This is a genomic window from Nocardia barduliensis (genome assembly GCF_013315795.1).
GTDB classification, from domain to species: domain Bacteria; phylum Actinomycetota; class Actinomycetes; order Mycobacteriales; family Mycobacteriaceae; genus Nocardia; species Nocardia barduliensis.
In genome coordinates this window covers 18,646-35,080 of record NZ_JABLTE010000010.1, presented here as the reverse complement: position 1 = coordinate 35,080, position 16,435 = coordinate 18,646, and the positions used below count along the sequence as shown (strand labels likewise).

Annotated in this window: 17 protein-coding genes; 12 read left to right on the top strand and 5 right to left on the bottom strand. The window is 68.8% G+C overall.

Annotated features, from left to right (window positions below; all coding sequences use genetic code 11):
- The first annotated feature begins 85 nt into the window (after window positions 1–85).
- Both polA and HOV91_RS06905 read left to right on the top strand, forming a co-directional pair.
- Window positions 86–2,830: a DNA polymerase I gene (gene polA / locus HOV91_RS06910; RefSeq protein ID WP_174184609.1), complete on the top strand. Its 2,745-nt coding sequence runs from the start codon at window positions 86–88 to the stop codon at window positions 2,828–2,830.
- 194 nt (window positions 2,831–3,024) lie between these two features.
- On the top strand, window positions 3,025–3,519 hold the full coding sequence (locus HOV91_RS06905) for a beta-class carbonic anhydrase (RefSeq protein ID WP_174184608.1): 495 nt from the start codon (window positions 3,025–3,027) through the stop codon (window positions 3,517–3,519).
- Window positions 3,520–3,556: 37 nt separating this feature from the next.
- Here HOV91_RS06905 and HOV91_RS06900 read toward each other — a convergent pair whose 3' ends face one another.
- Window positions 3,557–3,868, bottom strand: a complete 312-nt coding sequence (locus HOV91_RS06900) for a DUF6191 domain-containing protein (RefSeq protein WP_174184607.1) — start codon at window positions 3,866–3,868, stop codon at window positions 3,557–3,559.
- A 427-nt stretch (window positions 3,869–4,295) separates the two neighbouring features.
- On the opposite strand from HOV91_RS06900, the gene HOV91_RS06895 reads away from it, so the two are divergent.
- On the top strand, window positions 4,296–4,733 hold the full coding sequence (locus HOV91_RS06895) for a 2-isopropylmalate synthase (protein ID WP_174184606.1): 438 nt from the start codon (window positions 4,296–4,298) through the stop codon (window positions 4,731–4,733).
- A gap of 161 nt (window positions 4,734–4,894) precedes the next feature.
- On the opposite strand, the gene trxA is transcribed toward HOV91_RS06895, so the two are convergent.
- Window positions 4,895–5,275: a thioredoxin gene (gene trxA / locus HOV91_RS06890; RefSeq protein ID WP_043723327.1), complete on the bottom strand. Its 381-nt coding sequence runs from the start codon at window positions 5,273–5,275 to the stop codon at window positions 4,895–4,897.
- A gap of 47 nt (window positions 5,276–5,322) precedes the next feature.
- Window positions 5,323–5,853 carry a 2'-5' RNA ligase family protein gene (locus HOV91_RS06885; RefSeq protein ID WP_174184605.1) on the bottom strand — a complete coding sequence of 177 codons (531 nt, stop codon included), beginning with the start codon at window positions 5,851–5,853 and terminating at the stop codon, window positions 5,323–5,325.
- A 78-nt stretch (window positions 5,854–5,931) separates the two neighbouring features.
- Between HOV91_RS06885 and HOV91_RS06880 the strand changes: the two genes are divergently transcribed.
- The 4 genes from HOV91_RS06880 (at window position 5,932) to HOV91_RS06865 (ending at window position 9,934) form a co-directional block, all read left to right on the top strand.
- Complete coding sequence (locus tag HOV91_RS06880) at window positions 5,932–7,026, top strand: isocitrate/isopropylmalate dehydrogenase family protein (RefSeq protein ID WP_174184604.1); 1,095 nt, start codon at window positions 5,932–5,934, stop codon at window positions 7,024–7,026.
- Window positions 7,027–7,322: 296 nt separating this feature from the next.
- Window positions 7,323–8,186 (top strand): ABC transporter substrate-binding protein, encoded by an 864-nt coding sequence (locus HOV91_RS06875; protein WP_246349896.1) that lies wholly within the window; start codon window positions 7,323–7,325, stop codon window positions 8,184–8,186.
- A gap of 3 nt (window positions 8,187–8,189) precedes the next feature.
- Complete coding sequence (locus tag HOV91_RS06870) at window positions 8,190–9,149, top strand: amino acid ABC transporter permease (protein WP_174184602.1); 960 nt, start codon at window positions 8,190–8,192, stop codon at window positions 9,147–9,149.
- Window positions 9,150–9,181: 32 nt separating this feature from the next.
- The gene (locus HOV91_RS06865; RefSeq protein WP_174184698.1) at window positions 9,182–9,934 is read left to right on the top strand and encodes an amino acid ABC transporter ATP-binding protein; all 753 of its coding nucleotides are present in this window, start codon (window positions 9,182–9,184) and stop codon (window positions 9,932–9,934) included.
- Window positions 9,935–10,009: 75 nt separating this feature from the next.
- On the opposite strand, the gene HOV91_RS06860 is transcribed toward HOV91_RS06865, so the two are convergent.
- Window positions 10,010–10,909 (bottom strand): LysR family transcriptional regulator, encoded by a 900-nt coding sequence (locus tag HOV91_RS06860; protein ID WP_174184601.1) that lies wholly within the window; start codon window positions 10,907–10,909, stop codon window positions 10,010–10,012.
- A 71-nt stretch (window positions 10,910–10,980) separates the two neighbouring features.
- Between HOV91_RS06860 and HOV91_RS06855 the strand changes: the two genes are divergently transcribed.
- The 4 genes from HOV91_RS06855 (at window position 10,981) to HOV91_RS06840 (ending at window position 13,878) form a co-directional block, all read left to right on the top strand.
- A complete protein-coding gene (locus HOV91_RS06855) occupies window positions 10,981–12,342 on the top strand; it encodes an FAD-binding oxidoreductase (protein ID WP_174184600.1) in 1,362 nt (453 codons plus the stop codon).
- A gap of 69 nt (window positions 12,343–12,411) precedes the next feature.
- The gene (locus HOV91_RS06850) at window positions 12,412–13,296 is read left to right on the top strand and encodes an SPFH domain-containing protein (protein ID WP_174184599.1); all 885 of its coding nucleotides are present in this window, start codon (window positions 12,412–12,414) and stop codon (window positions 13,294–13,296) included.
- 11 nt (window positions 13,297–13,307) lie between these two features.
- Window positions 13,308–13,466, top strand: a complete 159-nt coding sequence (locus HOV91_RS06845; RefSeq protein WP_169334500.1) for a type II toxin-antitoxin system antitoxin — start codon at window positions 13,308–13,310, stop codon at window positions 13,464–13,466.
- Between the two features lie 103 nt (window positions 13,467–13,569).
- Window positions 13,570–13,878 carry a hypothetical protein gene (locus tag HOV91_RS06840; RefSeq protein WP_174184598.1) on the top strand — a complete coding sequence of 103 codons (309 nt, stop codon included), beginning with the start codon at window positions 13,570–13,572 and terminating at the stop codon, window positions 13,876–13,878.
- Here HOV91_RS06840 and HOV91_RS06835 read toward each other — a convergent pair.
- Complete coding sequence (locus HOV91_RS06835; RefSeq protein ID WP_174184597.1) at window positions 13,862–14,707, bottom strand: class I SAM-dependent methyltransferase; 846 nt, start codon at window positions 14,705–14,707, stop codon at window positions 13,862–13,864. The genes HOV91_RS06840 and HOV91_RS06835 overlap by 17 nt on opposite strands.
- 240 nt (window positions 14,708–14,947) lie before the next feature.
- Between HOV91_RS06835 and rpsA the strand changes: the two genes are divergently transcribed.
- On the top strand, window positions 14,948–16,414 hold the full coding sequence (rpsA, locus tag HOV91_RS06830) for a 30S ribosomal protein S1 (protein ID WP_043723371.1): 1,467 nt from the start codon (window positions 14,948–14,950) through the stop codon (window positions 16,412–16,414).
- The last annotated feature ends 21 nt before the right edge of the window (window positions 16,415–16,435 follow it).

Here is a 16,435-nt window from a genome sequence, read left to right as displayed (position 1 = left end):
CGCCGGAAAGCCAGGCACCCAGCGGCCTCCGGCTGCTGGGTGTCGGCGTATCGCCTTGTCGGTGCCGGTCCCTAGACTCTGGTGCGTGAGTTCACCCACGACCGCTCCGCGTCCCGCCCCCGCGTCCGGCTCCAGCGATCCCGGCTCGGGAGACCGGCCGACGCTGCTGTTGCTGGACGGGCATTCGATCGCCTACCGCGCGTTCTTCGCGCTACCGGCGGAGAACTTCAAGACGGTCACCGGGCAGACCACCAACGCCGTCTACGGCTTCACCGCGATGCTGATCAACCTGCTGCGCGACGAGAAGCCGACGCACGTGGCCGCGGCGTTCGACGTGTCGCGCCAGACCTTCCGCGCCGAGGCGTATCCGGAGTACAAGGCCAACCGCACCACCACGCCGGACGAGTTCCGCGGGCAGGTGGAGCTCACCAAGGACGTGCTCGGCGCGCTCGGCATCCCGGTGATGGCGATCGAGGGCTTCGAAGCCGACGACATCATCGCCACGCTCACCACCCAGGCCACGGCCGCGGGTTTCCGGGTGCTCATCGTCACGGGTGACCGCGATGCCATCCAGCTGGTCGACGAGAACGTCACCGTGCTGTACCCGCGCAAGGGCGTCTCCGACCTGACCCGGTTCGACCCCGAGGAAGTGATGGCCAAGTACGGCCTCACACCGAGCCAATACCCGGACTACGCGGCGCTGCGCGGCGATCCGAGCGACAACCTTCCCGGTATCCCCGGCGTCGGGGAGAAGACCGCCGCCAAGTGGATCCGGGAATACGGTGACCTGAACACGCTGGTCGAGAAGGTCGATCAGGTGAAGGGCAAGGTCGGCGACGCGCTGCGGGCGAATCTGAGCAGCGTGGTGCTCAACCGGCAGCTCACCGAGCTGATGCGGGAGGTGCCGCTGCCGTACACCCCCGACCAGCTGGCGCAGGGGCCGTGGGACCGAACCAAGATCCACCAGCTGTTCGACGATCTCGAGTTCCGCGTGCTGCGCGACCGGCTGTTCGAGACGCTGGCGCCGCCGGAGCCGGAGGCGGAGGCGGGTTTCGAGATCAGCGGCGGCGCGCTGGAGATCGGCGCGGTCGCGTCCTGGCTGGCCGAGCACGCGAAAGCCGGTGTGCGGCACGGTGTCTCGATTCTCGGCACGGGATCGCCTGCCGGTGGGGACGTGCGCGCGCTGGCGATCGCGGCGGGCGACGGCGAGAGCGGCTACATCGATGTCACGGTGCTCACCCCGGAGGACGAGACCGCGCTGGGCGCCTGGCTCGCCGACCCGGCCGTGCCGAAGGCGCTGCACGAGGCCAAGGCCGCCGTGCACGCGCTGCGCGGCCGCGGCTGGACGCTCGGCGGACTGACCAGCGACACCGCGCTGGCCGCGTATCTGGTGCGTCCCGGCCAGCGCACCTTCAACCTCGACGACCTCTCGCTGCGCTACCTGCACCGGGAGTTGCGCGCCGAGACCGGCGATACCGCGCAGCTGTCGCTGCTCGACGAGGAGGACGCCGTCGACGCCGAGCTGGCGCGGGCGCAGATGCTGCGCGCGCGGGCCGTCGCCGACCTGGCCGACGCGCTCGACGGGGAACTGGCTCAGATCGAGTCCACCCCGCTGCTGGCGGACATGGAGCTGCCGCTGCTCGGCGTGCTGTCCACGCTCGAGCAGGCGGGCATCGCGGTGGACACCGACCAGCTGTCGATGCTGCAGCGCCAGTTCGCCGACCGGGTCGCCGAGGCGGCCGAGGCGGCCTACGACGTGATCGGCAAGCAGATCAACCTGGGCTCGCCGAAACAGTTGCAGGTGGTGCTGTTCGACGAGCTGGACATGCCGAAGACCAAGCGCACCAAGACCGGTTACACCACCGACGCGGACGCGCTGGAGTCGCTGTACGAGAAGACCCAGCACGCGTTCCTGGAACATCTGCTCGCCCACCGCGACGCCACCCGCCTGAAGGTCACCGTCGACGGCCTGCTCAAGTGTGTCGCCGAGGACGGCCGCATCCACACCACGTTCAACCAGACGATCGCGGCGACCGGGCGGTTGTCCTCGACCGAACCGAACCTGCAGAACATCCCGATCCGCACCGACACCGGCAGGCAGATTCGCGACACCTTCGTGGTCGGTCCCGGTTACCAGTCGCTGATGACCGCGGACTACAGCCAGATCGAGATGCGGATCATGGCGCATCTGTCCGGGGACGAGGGCCTGATCGAGGCGTTCAACTCCGGGGAGGACCTGCACAGCTTCGTGGCGTCGAAAGCGTTCGACATCCCGATCTCGGAGGTGAGCCCGGAGCTGCGCCGCCGGATCAAGGCGATGTCCTACGGCTTGGCCTACGGGCTGAGCTCCTACGGCCTGTCGGCGCAGCTGAAGATCAGCACCACCGAGGCGAAGGAGCAGATGGAGGTCTACTTCGCCCGCTTCGGCCGCATCCGCGACTATCTGTACGAGGTGGTGGAGCAGGCGCGCAAGGTCGGCTACACCCAGACGCTGTTCGGCCGCCGCCGCTACCTGCCCGATCTGGATTCCAGCAACCGGCAGCGCCGGGAATCGGCCGAGCGGATGGCGCTCAACGCCCCGATCCAGGGCACCGCGGCCGACATCATCAAGGTGGCGATGATCAACGTGCACCGGGCGATGCGCGAGGCGGGCTTGCGCTCCAGGATGCTGTTGCAGATACACGACGAACTGCTGTTCGAGGTCGCCGACGGGGAACGGGAGGCGCTCGAGGCGCTGGCGCGCGAACAGATGTCCGCGGCGATCGCCCTGTCGGTGCCGCTGGAGGTCTCCGTCGGCGTCGGCCGCAGCTGGGACTCCGCCGCGCACTGACCGGCGCTCCAGGAGGACATGCCGGGCCCGACCGCAGGGGCCCGGTCTCCGGCATCCGGAGAGCTACCATCGGGCCGCCGCGTGCAAGTAAACGAATCACGGTGAACGGGACCGCTGTTTCGTCCTGCGCGGTCACCTACTTTGGGGCTGATCACACATAGGGATTCACGCATACCGAGCGCAGGGGATGGCCCATGACTGTCACCGATGAGTACCTGGCGAACAACGCGGCCTACGCGAGTACCTTCCGAGGCCCGTTGCCGCTGCCGCCCGCGAAGGGTGTCGCCGTGATCGCGTGCATGGACGCGCGGCTCAATGTCTACGGCGCGCTCGGCCTGGCCGAGGGCGAGGCGCACGTCATCCGGAACGCGGGTGGCGTGGTCACCGCCGACGAGATCCGTTCGCTGGCCATCAGTCAGCGGTTGCTCGGGACCAGGGAGATCATCCTGATCCACCACACCGATTGCGGCATGCTCACCTTCACCGACGACGACTTCAAGGCGAGCATCCAGGAGGAGACCGGGATCAAGCCGGACTGGTCGGCCGAGGCGTTCCCGGATCTGGAAACCGATGTGCGCCAGTCGATCGCGCGCATCGTCGCCAATCCGTTCGTGCCGCACAAGGACTCGGTTCGCGGCTTCGTCTTCGACGTCGCCACCGGCAAGCTGAACGAGGTACTTCCCCGCTGACGCGAGAGGCATTCCGCACCGGCGCGGTGCGGTCGCTTCACGAAAGCCGGTGCACCAGGCGCGCCGAACCGGCGGTGAGATCCACCTCGTCGCGGGGCGGCGCGCCGTCGGACGGGTTCTCGCGGTGCATCAGCGTCGTCATCCGCTGCTCGAACTCGTGGTGCTTGCCGCCCTGGAAAACCGCGGTGACTTCTTCGAAGCCCGCGGCCGCGACCGGGCGGCCGCGCCGCTTGCGGGTCCAGGGCAGTGCACGGCTGCCGGTGAGCCGGTTCCAGACCACTTCGGCGAAGGCGAACAGGATGAGCAGCAGCGCCAGACCCGGGATGGTCATGGCGACGAGGAGACCCATGTCACCGACGCTACCCTCGTCCCGCTCGCAACGTCCTGAACTGCGCGGATGGTACTCGCCAGTAGACAAATCGGGCACCGGATGTGGTTGCTATTGCGTCGTGATGTCCCTATTCTCGATGCCGTGCCGAATCCCGCCGACCGCCGCAGTGCAGCGCTCCATGTCGCAGACCGCGACAGCGCTCTGCTTTCGGCGTCGCTCACCGGGCCCTCCGTGGTGACGCAGGCTACCGCCTTCGAGCCCGAGGTTCGCGCCGAGCTACTTCCGCTCACCGCGATGGTGGCGCCGCGTCCCCGAGTTCTCGTAGTACCCCGCCGTAGCGGGGTCTGATTCGGACCGGCCCCCTCGCTGCGGGCTGATTTGACTTGTTAGTGCTGGTCCCCTCTGTCAACTGAGCCACGACATTCTCCGGGAAGACCTACTTTCAATGACCATCCTGACTCTTGATACCGACATGTTCCACGCCGCCGCTCCCAAGAGCCTCCGTGCCGAAGCCGCCGGGCTGACCTCGGCGCAGTTCCACAGCCGCTACTGCGCGCACGGCGGTCCGATCCGCCTCGGCGAGTGGTCGCCCGCGGGCAGCCGCACCGCGGAGTTCACCGCCACGCTCGAATTCTCCGGCCATTTGCGGACCGTCGTCGCCACCGGTAGCCCGGTCGCGGCGATGACCTCGGCTCTCTACGAGGAGGGCTACCCGGTGGAGATCCTGCAGTTCCATCAGCGGCGCACCGCGGACGGCACCGCCACGTTCGTGCGGTGCGAATGCAACGGCAGGCGCGGCTGGGGCGCGGCGATCGCGGATGACAGCGCCGAATCGACGGTGCGCGCCATGATCGCGGGCGTCAACCTGCTCGGCGCGTCCTGATCGCGGGCGTCCGACCGCGGGAGGCGGTGCGCCGACCCGTGGCCGGACGCACCCGCGCCGGAATCGGAACACGGGCCCGGACGCGGACCGCCGCTGCGGCGGTGTCCGAGTCCGGGCCCGGGTGAATTCTGCTGCGGCGCAGCGGTTCCCGATCGGCGCGCCTACTGTTCCGGCTGCCCGGCGGCCTGCTGCTCGGCGAGCTGCTTGCGTACCTCGTCCATATCCAGCGCCTTGACCTGGGTCACCAGATCCTCGAGCGCGGCGGGCGGCAGCGCGCCGGGCTGCGCGAACACCAGCACGCCCTCCCGGAAAGCCATGATGGTCGGGATGGAGCGGATGTTGGCGGCCGCCGCCAGGCCCTGCTCGGATTCGGTGTCCACCTTCCCGTGCACCACGTCGGGGTGCTTGTCGGAGGAGGCCTCGAAAGTCGGTGCGAAACTCTTGCACGGACCGCACCAATCGGCCCAGAAGTCGACGAGTACCACGTCGTTTCCGGTGACGATCTCATCGAAATTGTGCTGGGTCAGCGTCTGGGTGGCCATGACGTCCTCTCGTTTCGGTGTGCCTGCTATAACGCGGGCTGTTCCGGTTATCTTCCACGGCGGACCCGGCCGACCGGCCACTCGCGCCGCTGATCCCCGTCCCATCGACGGATACCCAGCACGGTCGCCGGAAAATCCCGGTCCCTGGCGACGGCGTGAATCGCCTCGCCGAGTTGTTGCGGCGGCACCCGCCTGGCCAGGGTGATGTGCGGGGTCCAGGCATCCGGATGCACGTTGGCCGGAACGCCGGGGCACGGGGAGATCGTGTGGAAGATCCGGTGGTGCAGGGCGAGCAGCGCCTCGGACGGGACCACCAGCCGCACCAGGATGGGACGGCGCGCACCGAAGACCACCAGACCGCCCAGCCGCACGGGAATCGGCGAGAAGGTCTGCTCGTCCAGTGCCTGCTCGATCCGCGGCCAGATCTGCCTGGCCACCGCGGCGGTGATGTGCGGGCGGTTGGACTCGTCGGTGCGCGCGGCGAGGCTCGGCACGCCGGCCTCCGCGAGCAGCTGCCACTGGCGGCGGATCTCGACGTCGGCGGCCTCGTCGAGAAGTAGTTCGACCGACTGCACCATGATCCCCGAAGGTAACCGCAAACGGCGGGTCCGCGGGCCGGTTCCGGTGGCCGGGCACGTCGGCGGGAGGATGTCCGGGTGAACGACGCGAACCAGATCCGGTCCGACCAGGCACTGCGGCTCGGCCTGATCGACGGCGACGGCATAGGTCCCGAGGTGGTGCGGGCGGCCCGGCAGGTGGTGGACGAGGCGCTGTCCGCGGCGGGCGCCGCGCCGGTCGAGTGGGTGCCGCTGGCCATGGGGCATCGTGCCATCGCCGAGTTCGGCACCCCGCTGCCCGAGCGGACGCTCGAGGAACTCGCCGGAGTCGACGCGTGGATTCTCGGCCCGCACGACAACGCGTCCTATCCGGCCGAACATCGCGTCGCGCCGGGCGGAGTCATCCGCAAGCGCTTCGACCTCTACGCCAACATTCGTCCCGCGCGGGCCTTCGCCGGTGTGCACGCGGTGGCGCCGGATATCGATCTGGTGATCGTCCGGGAGAACAGCGAAGGTTTCTACGCCGACCGCAATATGTTCGCCGGCTCCGGGGAGTTCCGGCCGACGCCGGATATCGCGCTGTCGGTAGGCCTGGTGACCCGCGCCGCGTGCGAGCGGATCGCGCATCAGGCGTTCCGGCTGGCCGCGACGCGCCGCAAGCGGGTGACCATCGTCCATAAAGCGAACGTGCTGCCGATGACCATGGGACTGTTCCGCGACGTCTGCCAGGAGGTCGCCCAGGAGTACCCGGGGGTCGAGGTGGACGACGAACACGTCGACGCGGCGGCCGCGCACCTGGTCCGCGCCGCCGCCGACTACGACGTACTGGTCACCGAGAATCTGTTCGGCGACATCCTGTCCGACCTGGCCGGGGAGCTGAGCGGCTCGCTCGGGCTGGCAGCCTCGCTCAACTGCTCGGCCACCACGGCGATGGCCCAGGCGGTGCACGGCGCCGCGCCGTCGCTCGCCGGCCACAACCGCGCGAACCCGACGGCGTCGCTGCTGTCGTCGGCGATGCTGCTGCGCTGGCTGGCGGCCCGGGACGCCGACGCGACCGTGGCGCGGGCCGGTGCGCGGATCGAACGGGCTGTCGCGGCGACCTTCGAGGCGGGCATCGCCACCGCCGATCTTGGCGGACTGGCCTCGACCAGCGAATTCACCGAGCAGGTTTGCGCCAGGGTGCATCGCAGATGATCCTGACCGGGTGCGCGCGGGCTCGGGGCGAGGCCCGTCTCCGACCTCGCGGGGTTGCTCGGCCCGGTCGGAAGATCGAGAAGCGGGCAGGTAGGGTGTTGCGCCGGTGTACCGGCACACGGCGGCGCGGGAGCGCGGGGAAGTTCGTGTTGCTGTTGCATTACTGTCCAGCGCGCAGCGTCCCGGTCGCTTAAATTGCCAAACGGGTGATGACGCCCGGGTTGCGTGGATCCAAAATGTGGAGGACTGCTGTGTCTGATCGTTCGTTTCTCGGCAGGCGCGCCGTGCGAGCCGCCATGGGCGCGCTCGCCGCGGGCGCGCTGGTGCTGACCGGCTGTGCCACCAACACCGAGGAAACCGGCCCTTCGGCGGCCAAAGTGCAGGTGGACAAGGTCGATGAGATCGCAGCGCAACTCCCCGACAAGATCAAGCAATCCGGCAAGCTCGTCGTCGGCGTGAACGTCCCCTATCAGCCGAACGAGTACAAGGACGCCACCGGCCGGATCGTCGGCTTCGACGTGGACCTGATGGACGCGGTGGCCTCGGTGCTCGGCGTGAAGGCCGAGTACGTCGAGTCCGCCTTCGAGAAGATCATCCCCTCGATCCAGGCCGGTACCTACGACGTGGGCATGTCATCGATCACCGACTCCAAGGAACGCGAGCAGCAGGTCGACTTCACCACCTACTTCAACGCCGGTATCCAATGGGCGCAGCAGAAGGGCAAGCCGATCGACCCGGAGAACGCCTGCGGCAAGAAGGTCGCCGTGCAGGCCACCACCGTGGAGCACACCGACGAGGTGCCCGCCAAGAGCGCCAAGTGCGTCGCCGAGGGCAAACCGGCCATCGACATCAAACCGTTCGACGAGCAGAGCGCCGCGACCAACGCGCTGGTGCTCGGCCAGGTCGACGCCATGTCGGCCGACTCCCCGGTGACGGCGTACGCCATCAAGCAGAGCAACGGCAAGATCGAGACCGCTGGGCCGGTGTTCGACTCCGCGCCCTACGGCTGGGCGGTGCCCAAGGGCGCGCCGCTGGCCGCCGTGTTGCAGAAGGCGGTCCAGCACCTGATCGACAACGGCAAGTACCTCGAGATCACGAAGAACTGGGGCGTCCAGGAAGGCGCCATCACCAAGTCCGTCGTCAACGGCGCCGTGAGCTGATCGATGGCCGACGACGACACTCGGCCGGCGCCCGGTGATCCCGGGTCCGGCGGAGCGGACCCGGCGCGGGAGCCGGAGCCGATCGAAGCGGTTCCGCTGCGCAGGCCAGGACGCTGGATAGCGGCGGCGGTCATCCTCGGGCTGGTGGCGCTGTTCGTCTACGGCGCCGCGACGAACCCGGCCTATCGCTGGGACACCTACGGGAAATACCTGTTCGACAGCCGGATCACCGCGGGCGCCATCGTGACGCTGGAACTGACCGTGTGCGCGATGGCGATCGCGGTCGGGCTCGGGACGATGCTGGCCGTCATGCGGCTGTCGCCGAATCCGGTGTTGCGGAGCACGGCGTGGGTGTACCTCTGGATCTTCCGCGGCACCCCGGTGTTCGTGCAATTGGTGTTCTGGGGGCTGGTCCCCTCGCTGTACAGCCAGATCCACCTGGGCGTTCCGTTCGGGCCGCAGTTCTTCCAGCTCGACGTGCAGCAGTTGCAGGCGGCGTTCGCCTTCGCCGTGCTCGGCCTCGGGCTCAACGAGGCCGCCTACATGGCCGAGATCGTCCGGGCCGGGATCAACTCCGTCGGCGAGGGACAGCGCGAAGCGTCGTTCGCGCTCGGCATGTCCTGGAGCCAGACCATGCGCCGGACGGTGCTGCCGCAGGCCATGCGCGTGATCATCCCGCCGACCGGCAACGAGCTCATCGGCATGCTGAAGACCACCTCGCTGGTCACCGGCATCCCGCTGAGCACCGACCTGTTCGGCCGGGCGCGCGACATCTACGGCGTGAACTTCCAGCCGATTCCGCTGCTGCTGGTCGCCGCCACCTGGTACCTGGCGATCACGAGCGTGCTCATGGTCGGGCAGTACTACTTGGAGCGCTACTACTCGCGCGGCGTCTCCCGCAGCCTGACCGCCAAGCAGCTGCAGGAACTCGCCGACGCCCAGCAGGGGGAGAAGGCGAAATGAGCGTGGACGTCGAGAAGGCCACCACCGCTGCGATGGTCGTCGCGGACCGGGTCTGCAAGAACTTCGGCGCGCTGCAAGTGCTCAAGGGCGTTTCACTGGAGGTGGGGCGCGGCGAGGTGCTGTGCTTGATCGGGCCGTCGGGCTCGGGCAAGTCCACCTTCCTGCGCTGCATCAACCACCTGGAGCAGGTGAACGCGGGCCGGCTCTACGTCGACGGCGAGATCGTCGGCTACCGGGAGAAGAACGGCAAGCTCTACGAGATGCACCCGCGCGAGGCGGCCAAGCAGCGTCGCGAGATCGGCATGGTTTTCCAGCACTTCAATCTGTTCCCGCACCGGACCGCGCTGGAGAATGTCATCGAGGCGCCCACCCAGGTCAAGAAACTGCGCAAGGCGGACGCCCTGACCAGGGCGCGGGAACTGCTGGACCGGGTCGGTCTGGCGGACAAGGCGAACGCCTACCCGGCGCAGCTGTCCGGCGGTCAGCAGCAGCGCGTGGCGATCGCCCGCGCCCTGGCGATGGACCCCAAGCTCATGCTGTTCGACGAGCCGACTTCCGCGCTGGATCCTGAGCTGGTCGGCGAGGTCCTCACGGTCATGCGAGAGCTCGCGCGGTCGGGTATGACGATGGTCGTGGTGACCCATGAGATGGGGTTCGCGCGCGAGGTCGCCGACCAGCTGGTGTTCATGGACGGCGGCGTCGTCGTGGAGGCGGGACCGCCCCGCGAGCTGCTGGCCGATCCGCGGCACGAGCGCACCAAGGCGTTCCTCTCGCGACTGCTCTGATTTCCGCTCGGAATTTTCTGGGCCACGAGCCCAGCCGACGTGGTGTGCGGGAGCCACCCCGGCGGCCCGGTCGGATCATTCGTCGGCGCGCAGGGCGATGCGCAGCTGACCGAGCAGCACTTTGGCCGCCGGGCTCGCGGGCCGGTCGGTGCGCCAGACCAGCGCGAGGCGTCCGCGCAGTTCCGGTTCGACGATGCGCATCGTCCGCACGCCGAAGGCGGCCGACTCCTCGGCGGTGAGCTCGGGCACGACGGCGACGCCGAGACCGCGTGCGGCCAGGCGCAGCAGTAGCGCGGGCGCTGCCGCCTCGTAGGCGACGCCGGGTCGGAATCCCGCCGCGGCGCAGGCGCGCTCGAAGACGCCGCGGATGCCGGTGCCCGGCGGCAGGCAGATCAGCGGCCGGTCGCGCAGCGCGGTGAGCGGCATCTCGGCGTCGTCTCCGGAGTCGCCCGCCGCGACCGCGGCCACCACAGCGGTCTCCAGCACCACTTCGATGCCGATGCCGGGATCGAGTGGCGCGCCGGTCATCCCGATCAGGGCCATATCCAGCTCACCCCGGCCGAGCGCCGCCAGCATCCGCTCGGAAGTGTCCTCGGTGAGACTGATGCCGACCTGCGGGTGGTCGTGGTGGAAATCGGCGAGCACGGCGGCGACGTCGAATTCCTCGACCGCGGCCCCCGAGATGAGACCGACCCGTACCTGACCCCGCAGCAATCCGGCGAACTCGTCGACCGTGTGGGTGATCCGCTCGGCGGCGGCCAGCGCGGCCTGCGCCAGCGGCAGGACGGCGGCGCCGACTTCGGTGAGCGTCACGGTGCGGCCGCCGCGGTCGAGCAGCGGGTGGCCGAGTTCGCGCTCCAATTGCCGGATCTGCGCGCTGAGCCCGGGTTGGGCCAAGTGCAGCCGAGCCGCCGCGCGGGTGAAGCTCGCTTCCCGCGCGACGGTGACGAAGTAGCGCAGCTGCCGCAGTTCCATAAGCGATCATTCTAGCTATCAGAAGAACTATCTGTTTTACTTCTTCCTGTAGGCACAGCAAGGTCGAAGGCATGGGAAAAAACGCCGCACCGACCGACCAGGACATCGACATCTTCACCGGCCCGGTCTTCCGCCCCGGCGACAACGGCTACGACGCCGAGATCGCCGGCTTCCAAACCGCCTACACGCATCGGCCCGCGCTGATCGTCGGCGCCGTGCACACCGAGGACGTGCGCGCCGCCGTGGAGTACGCCGCGCGCCACGATCTGCCGGTCGCCGTGCAGGCCACCGGCCACGGACTGTCCGTCGCCACGGACGGCGGCGTGCTGATCGGCACGCGGCGCATGACGGCCATCCGGATCGATCCGGATCGCCGGACCGCGCACGTCGGCGCGGGTGTGCGCGCGGGCGCGCTGGTCGAAGCGGCGGCCGAGCACGGGCTGGCGCCGCTGAACGGTTCGTCGCCGTCGGTCGGCATCGTGGGCTATCTGCTCGGCGGCGGCGTGGGGCTGCTCGCCCGCCGGTTCGGGTACGCGGCCGAGCACGTGCGGGCGATCGAGCTGGTCACCGCCGACGGGCGGGTGCGCACGCTGACGCCGGGCGACGAGCTGTTCGGTGCAGTGCTCGGCACCGGCGGCAATTTCGGTGTCGTGACCGCAATGGAAGTGGGCCTGGTCCCGGTCGCCACGGTGTACGGCGGCCAGCTGGTGTTCGACACGCCGCTGGTGGAGCGGGCGCTGGAGGCGTGGCGAGAGTGGACCGCGACCGTGCCGGAGGAAGTGACATCGACGCTCGCCATGCTCGCGTACCCGGATATCCCGCAGCTGCCCGAGCCGCTGCGCGGCCGGTACGTCGCGTCGATCCGGATCGCCTACAGCGGTCCGGCCGAGGAAGGGGAACGGCTGGTCGCCCCGCTGCGCGCGATCGGCGAACGACTGCGCGACGATCTGCGCGCGCTGCCGTACACCGAGTCGCACACCATCCACAGCGACCCGGACCATCCGCATGCCTATGCCGCCACCAACGCGCTGCTCGGCGAGTTCACCGCGGAAACGGCGGCGGCACTGCTGGCCGCCGCGGGTCCGGATTCCGGCGCCGAGGCGGTCGTCGACGTCCGTCATCTCGGCGGCGCGCTGGCCCGCGCGGGCGCGGCCGGTATCGCGGTGGATCACCGCGAGGCCGATTACCTCGTGCGGATCATCACCGGTCCGGAAGGCGCCTCGGCCCGCGCCGATATTCGGGCCGCACTGAGCCCGTGGACCCTCGGGCACAGTCTCAACTTCCTCTACGGCGCGGGTGCGGAAGCGGACGAGGCGCAGACCCGCGCGGGTTATCGGCCGGACACCTACACCCGGTTGGCCGCACTCAAGGCACAGCACGACCCGCGCAACCTGTTCCGCTTCAACCGCAATATCCGACCGGACGCCGGGTGACCGCGCCGTGGCGTGACGCGACGGCGCCATGCTATCTTCGTGATATCACTCTGATATTGGGAGGATGTCATGCAGTTTCGACCTGCGTTCCGCGTCAACGGCTTTCTGGTGCTGCTGGGGTGGTTCGTGCTCACTGTCCTGTTCGGTGGCGGCGCGGCATTCGGCTTCGTCGCGGGCGCCCGGCACGGCAACACCCTCGCGGTGGTCGGCGCGGTGGCGGCGATCGTCGTGGTCGTCGTCCTGCTGTTGCTGGCGACCGGGTTGACCGTGGTAAACCCGAACGAGGCCAAGGTGGTGCAGTTCTTCGGCCGCTACATCGGCTCGGTGAGCGAACCGGGCTTCTTCTCTGTGCTCCCGCTCACCGATCGCAAGAGCATCTCGCTGCGCGTGCGCAACTTCGAGACGCAGAAGCTCAAGGTCAACGACGCCGACGGCAATCCGGTGGAGATCGCCGCGGTGGTCGTCTACCGGGTGGTGGACAGCTTCAAGGCCGCCTTCGCCGTGGACGACTACGAGGAGTACGTGGAGACCCAGTCCGAGGCGGCCGTCCGTCATCTGGCCACGACGCACCCCTACGACGCGCACGAGGCCGACCGCACCAGCCTGCGCGACGGCGCGGAGGTCGCCGAGGAGCTGACCGTCGAACTGCGTGAGCGCACCGAGATGGCGGGCATCGAGGTGCTGGAGGCGCGCATCACCCACCTCGCCTACGCGCCCGAGATCGCCCAGGCCATGCTGGTTCGCCAGCAGGCGAACCAGGTGGTCGCCGCGCGCACCCGGATCGTGGAGGGCGCGGTCGGCATGGTCGGCCTCGCGCTGGAGCGGCTGGCCCAGGAGGGCATGGTGGAGCTGGACGAGGAGCGCAAGGCGGCCATGGTGTCCAACCTGCTCGTCGTGCTCTGCGGTGACCGTCCGACCCAGCCCGTCGTCAACGCCGGTTCGCTCTACTCCTGAGGCGGCGGCCCGTGGCTGAGCGCAAGAAACTGCTGCTACGCCTGGACCCGGCCGTCCACGACGCCATCGCGAAGTGGGCGGCCGACGACCTGCGCAGTGTCAACGCCCAGATCGAGTACGCGCTGCGCCTGGCGCTGGAGCAGGCCGGGCGCAAACCGAAGTCGCAGTGACGCGACCTCGATACCGATCAGAGATGGTGCCCCGGCCCGAGGGCGCGAAGACTGGCAAGTGGTCAGCGACCGTCCGATCGAGTCCGCACCGAAAGGGGCAATGATGACCACGACAGTGCACATCGACAACATCGTGCGCGACTACAACGCGTGGAAGCCGACGTTCGACGGTCTCGCGCAATACTTCGCGGAGGCCGGAGCCCGCAACTGCCGGGTGGAACGATTCACGCACAACCCGAATCGGGTGCTGGTGGAGCTGGACTTCGACACGGCGTCGGCGGCGGAGGCGTTCCGCGACGGCTTGCACGAACTCACCGACCAACCGCGGGCGCAGATGTTGCTGGTCACCCATGAGGTCTCGCTGCTCGAGCTGGTCGACGACTATCGCCTCACGCTCAAGGCTTCCTCGTGACGAAGATCGCCGTGCCGGGGAACAGCTCACCGCGCAGCGGGCTCCACTGCCCCCATTCGCGGTCGAGCCATTCCGGCCATTCCGGTTCCACGATGTCCGCCACCAGCAGTCCCGCCGCGACGATCTCCCGTACCCGGTCGCCGATGGTCCGGTGGTGCTCGACGTAGGTGGGCACGTTGTCGGCGTCGACCTCGACGTAAGGGGTGCGGTCGAAGTACGGGACGGTGGCGGTGAGCCCCGCCGGACTGGGATCGTCCGGGAAGATCCAGCGCATCGGATGGTTCACCGAGAAGACCCAGCGCCCGCCCGGGCGCAGCACCCGCGCCACCTCGCGCATCACCAGCGCCGAATCGGCGACGAACGGCACCGCGCCGAACGCCGAGCAGGCCAGATCGAACGACGCGTCGGGGAACGGGAGGGCCTCCGCGTCCGCCTGCACCAGCGGCACCCGCGGCCCACCGCGCGCCATGACCGCCTGGCCCCGCTCCAGCATGCCGCGCGACAGGTCGAGCCCGACCGGCCGCGCGCCCTGCCCGGCCAGCCAGCGCGAGCACGGGGCCGAGCCGCAGCCGATCTCCAGCACCCGCTTGCCGGTGACGTCGCCGAGGAATCGCATGTCCCCTTCGTGCAGACCCTCCGGGCACCAGACGAACTCGCCGCCGGGGGAGTCGACGCCGAGGAACTCCGCGTGCGTCTCGTGGTATTGGGCGGCATCGGCGTCCCACCACCGCCGGCTGGCCACCCTGCTGGCCGCCGATCCGATCCGGGTCCGCGCCGTGCCCGTGGTTCCGAGCAGTGCGTTTGCTTGCGCATGGCGATCTTCCGACACGCCGATCAGACTATCGGCGTGGCGACCTGACCGGTTTGCCCGCCCGGACCGAGGTCGCGTACGCTGAACGCGCGAGTGTCTTCCGTACAGCCGTACCGGAGTTCACACCGTGCTGCGTTTCACGCGCGTCGCGTGCGGTACGTTCCTAGTGTCCGTCTTCACACCTCGCGGTGAGATCGCAGCGTACCGAAAGTTCCAATGTCCGCAACCGACCACAATCCGTCCGGAGCAAACCGACATATGCCCACCACCGTCACCTCGCCGCAGGTAGCCGTCAACGACATCGGCTCCGCCGAGGATTTCCTCGCCGCCATCGACGCCACGATCAAGTACTTCAACGACGGCGACATCGTCGAAGGAACCATCGTCAAGGTCGATCGCGACGAGGTCCTGCTCGACATCGGTTACAAGACCGAAGGCGTCATCCCCTCTCGTGAGCTCTCCATCAAGCACGACGTCGACCCCAACGAGGTCGTTTCCGTGGGCGATGAGGTCGAGGCTCTTGTTCTCACCAAGGAGGACAAGGAAGGCCGCCTGATCCTGTCGAAGAAGCGGGCGCAGTACGAGCGTGCGTGGGGCACCATCGAGGAGCTCAAGGAGAAGGACGAGGCCGTCAAGGGCACCGTCATCGAGGTCGTCAAGGGCGGCCTGATCCTCGACATCGGCCTGCGCGGCTTCCTGCCCGCCTCGCTCGTCGAGATGCGGCGGGTCCGCGATCTCCAGCCGTACGTCGGCAAGGAGATCGAGGCCAAGATCATCGAGCTGGACAAGAACCGCAACAACGTGGTGCTGTCGCGCCGCGCCTGGCTGGAGCAGACCCAGTCCGAGGTCCGCAGCGAGTTCCTGCACCAGCTGCAGAAGGGCCAGGTCCGCAAGGGTGTGGTCTCCTCGATCGTCAACTTCGGCGCGTTCGTCGACCTGGGCGGCGTGGACGGTCTGGTGCACGTCTCCGAGCTGTCCTGGAAGCACATCGACCACCCGTCCGAGGTCGTCGAGGTCGGCAACGAGGTCACCGTCGAGGTGCTCGACGTCGACCTGGACCGCGAGCGCGTCTCGCTGTCGCTCAAGGCGACCCAGGAAGACCCGTGGCGTCAGTTCGCCCGCACCCACGCGATCGGCCAGATCGTGCCGGGCAAGGTCACCAAGCTGGTTCCGTTCGGCGCGTTCGTTCGCGTCGAGGAGGGCATCGAGGGCCTGGTGCACATCTCCGAGCTGGCCGAGCGCCACGTCGAGGTGCCGGACCAGGTCGTGACCGTCGGCGACGACGCGATGGTCAAGGTCATCGACATCGACCTGGAGCGTCGCCGGATCTCGCTGAGCCTCAAGCAGGCCAACGAGGACTACCACGCCGAGTTCGACCCGTCGAAGTACGGCATGGCCGACAGCTACGACGAGCAGGGCAACTACATCTTCCCCGAGGGCTTCGATCCCGACACCAACGAGTGGCTCGAGGGCTTCGACAAGCAGCGCGAAGAGTGGGAAGGCCGCTACGCCGAGGCGGAGCGTCGCCACAAGATGCACACCGCGCAGATGGAGAAGATGGCGGCCGACGCCGCGGCCGAGGCCGCGAACGGCGGCGGCGCGTCGAACTACTCCTCCGAGAGCGGTGCGCAGTCCTCCGCCAGCCAGGCCGAGCCCGCTGGCGGTTCGCTGGCCAGCGACGCGCAGCTGGCGGCTCTGCGCGAGAAGCTGTCCGGCAACGCCTGATCGGCAATAGCTAGCACGACT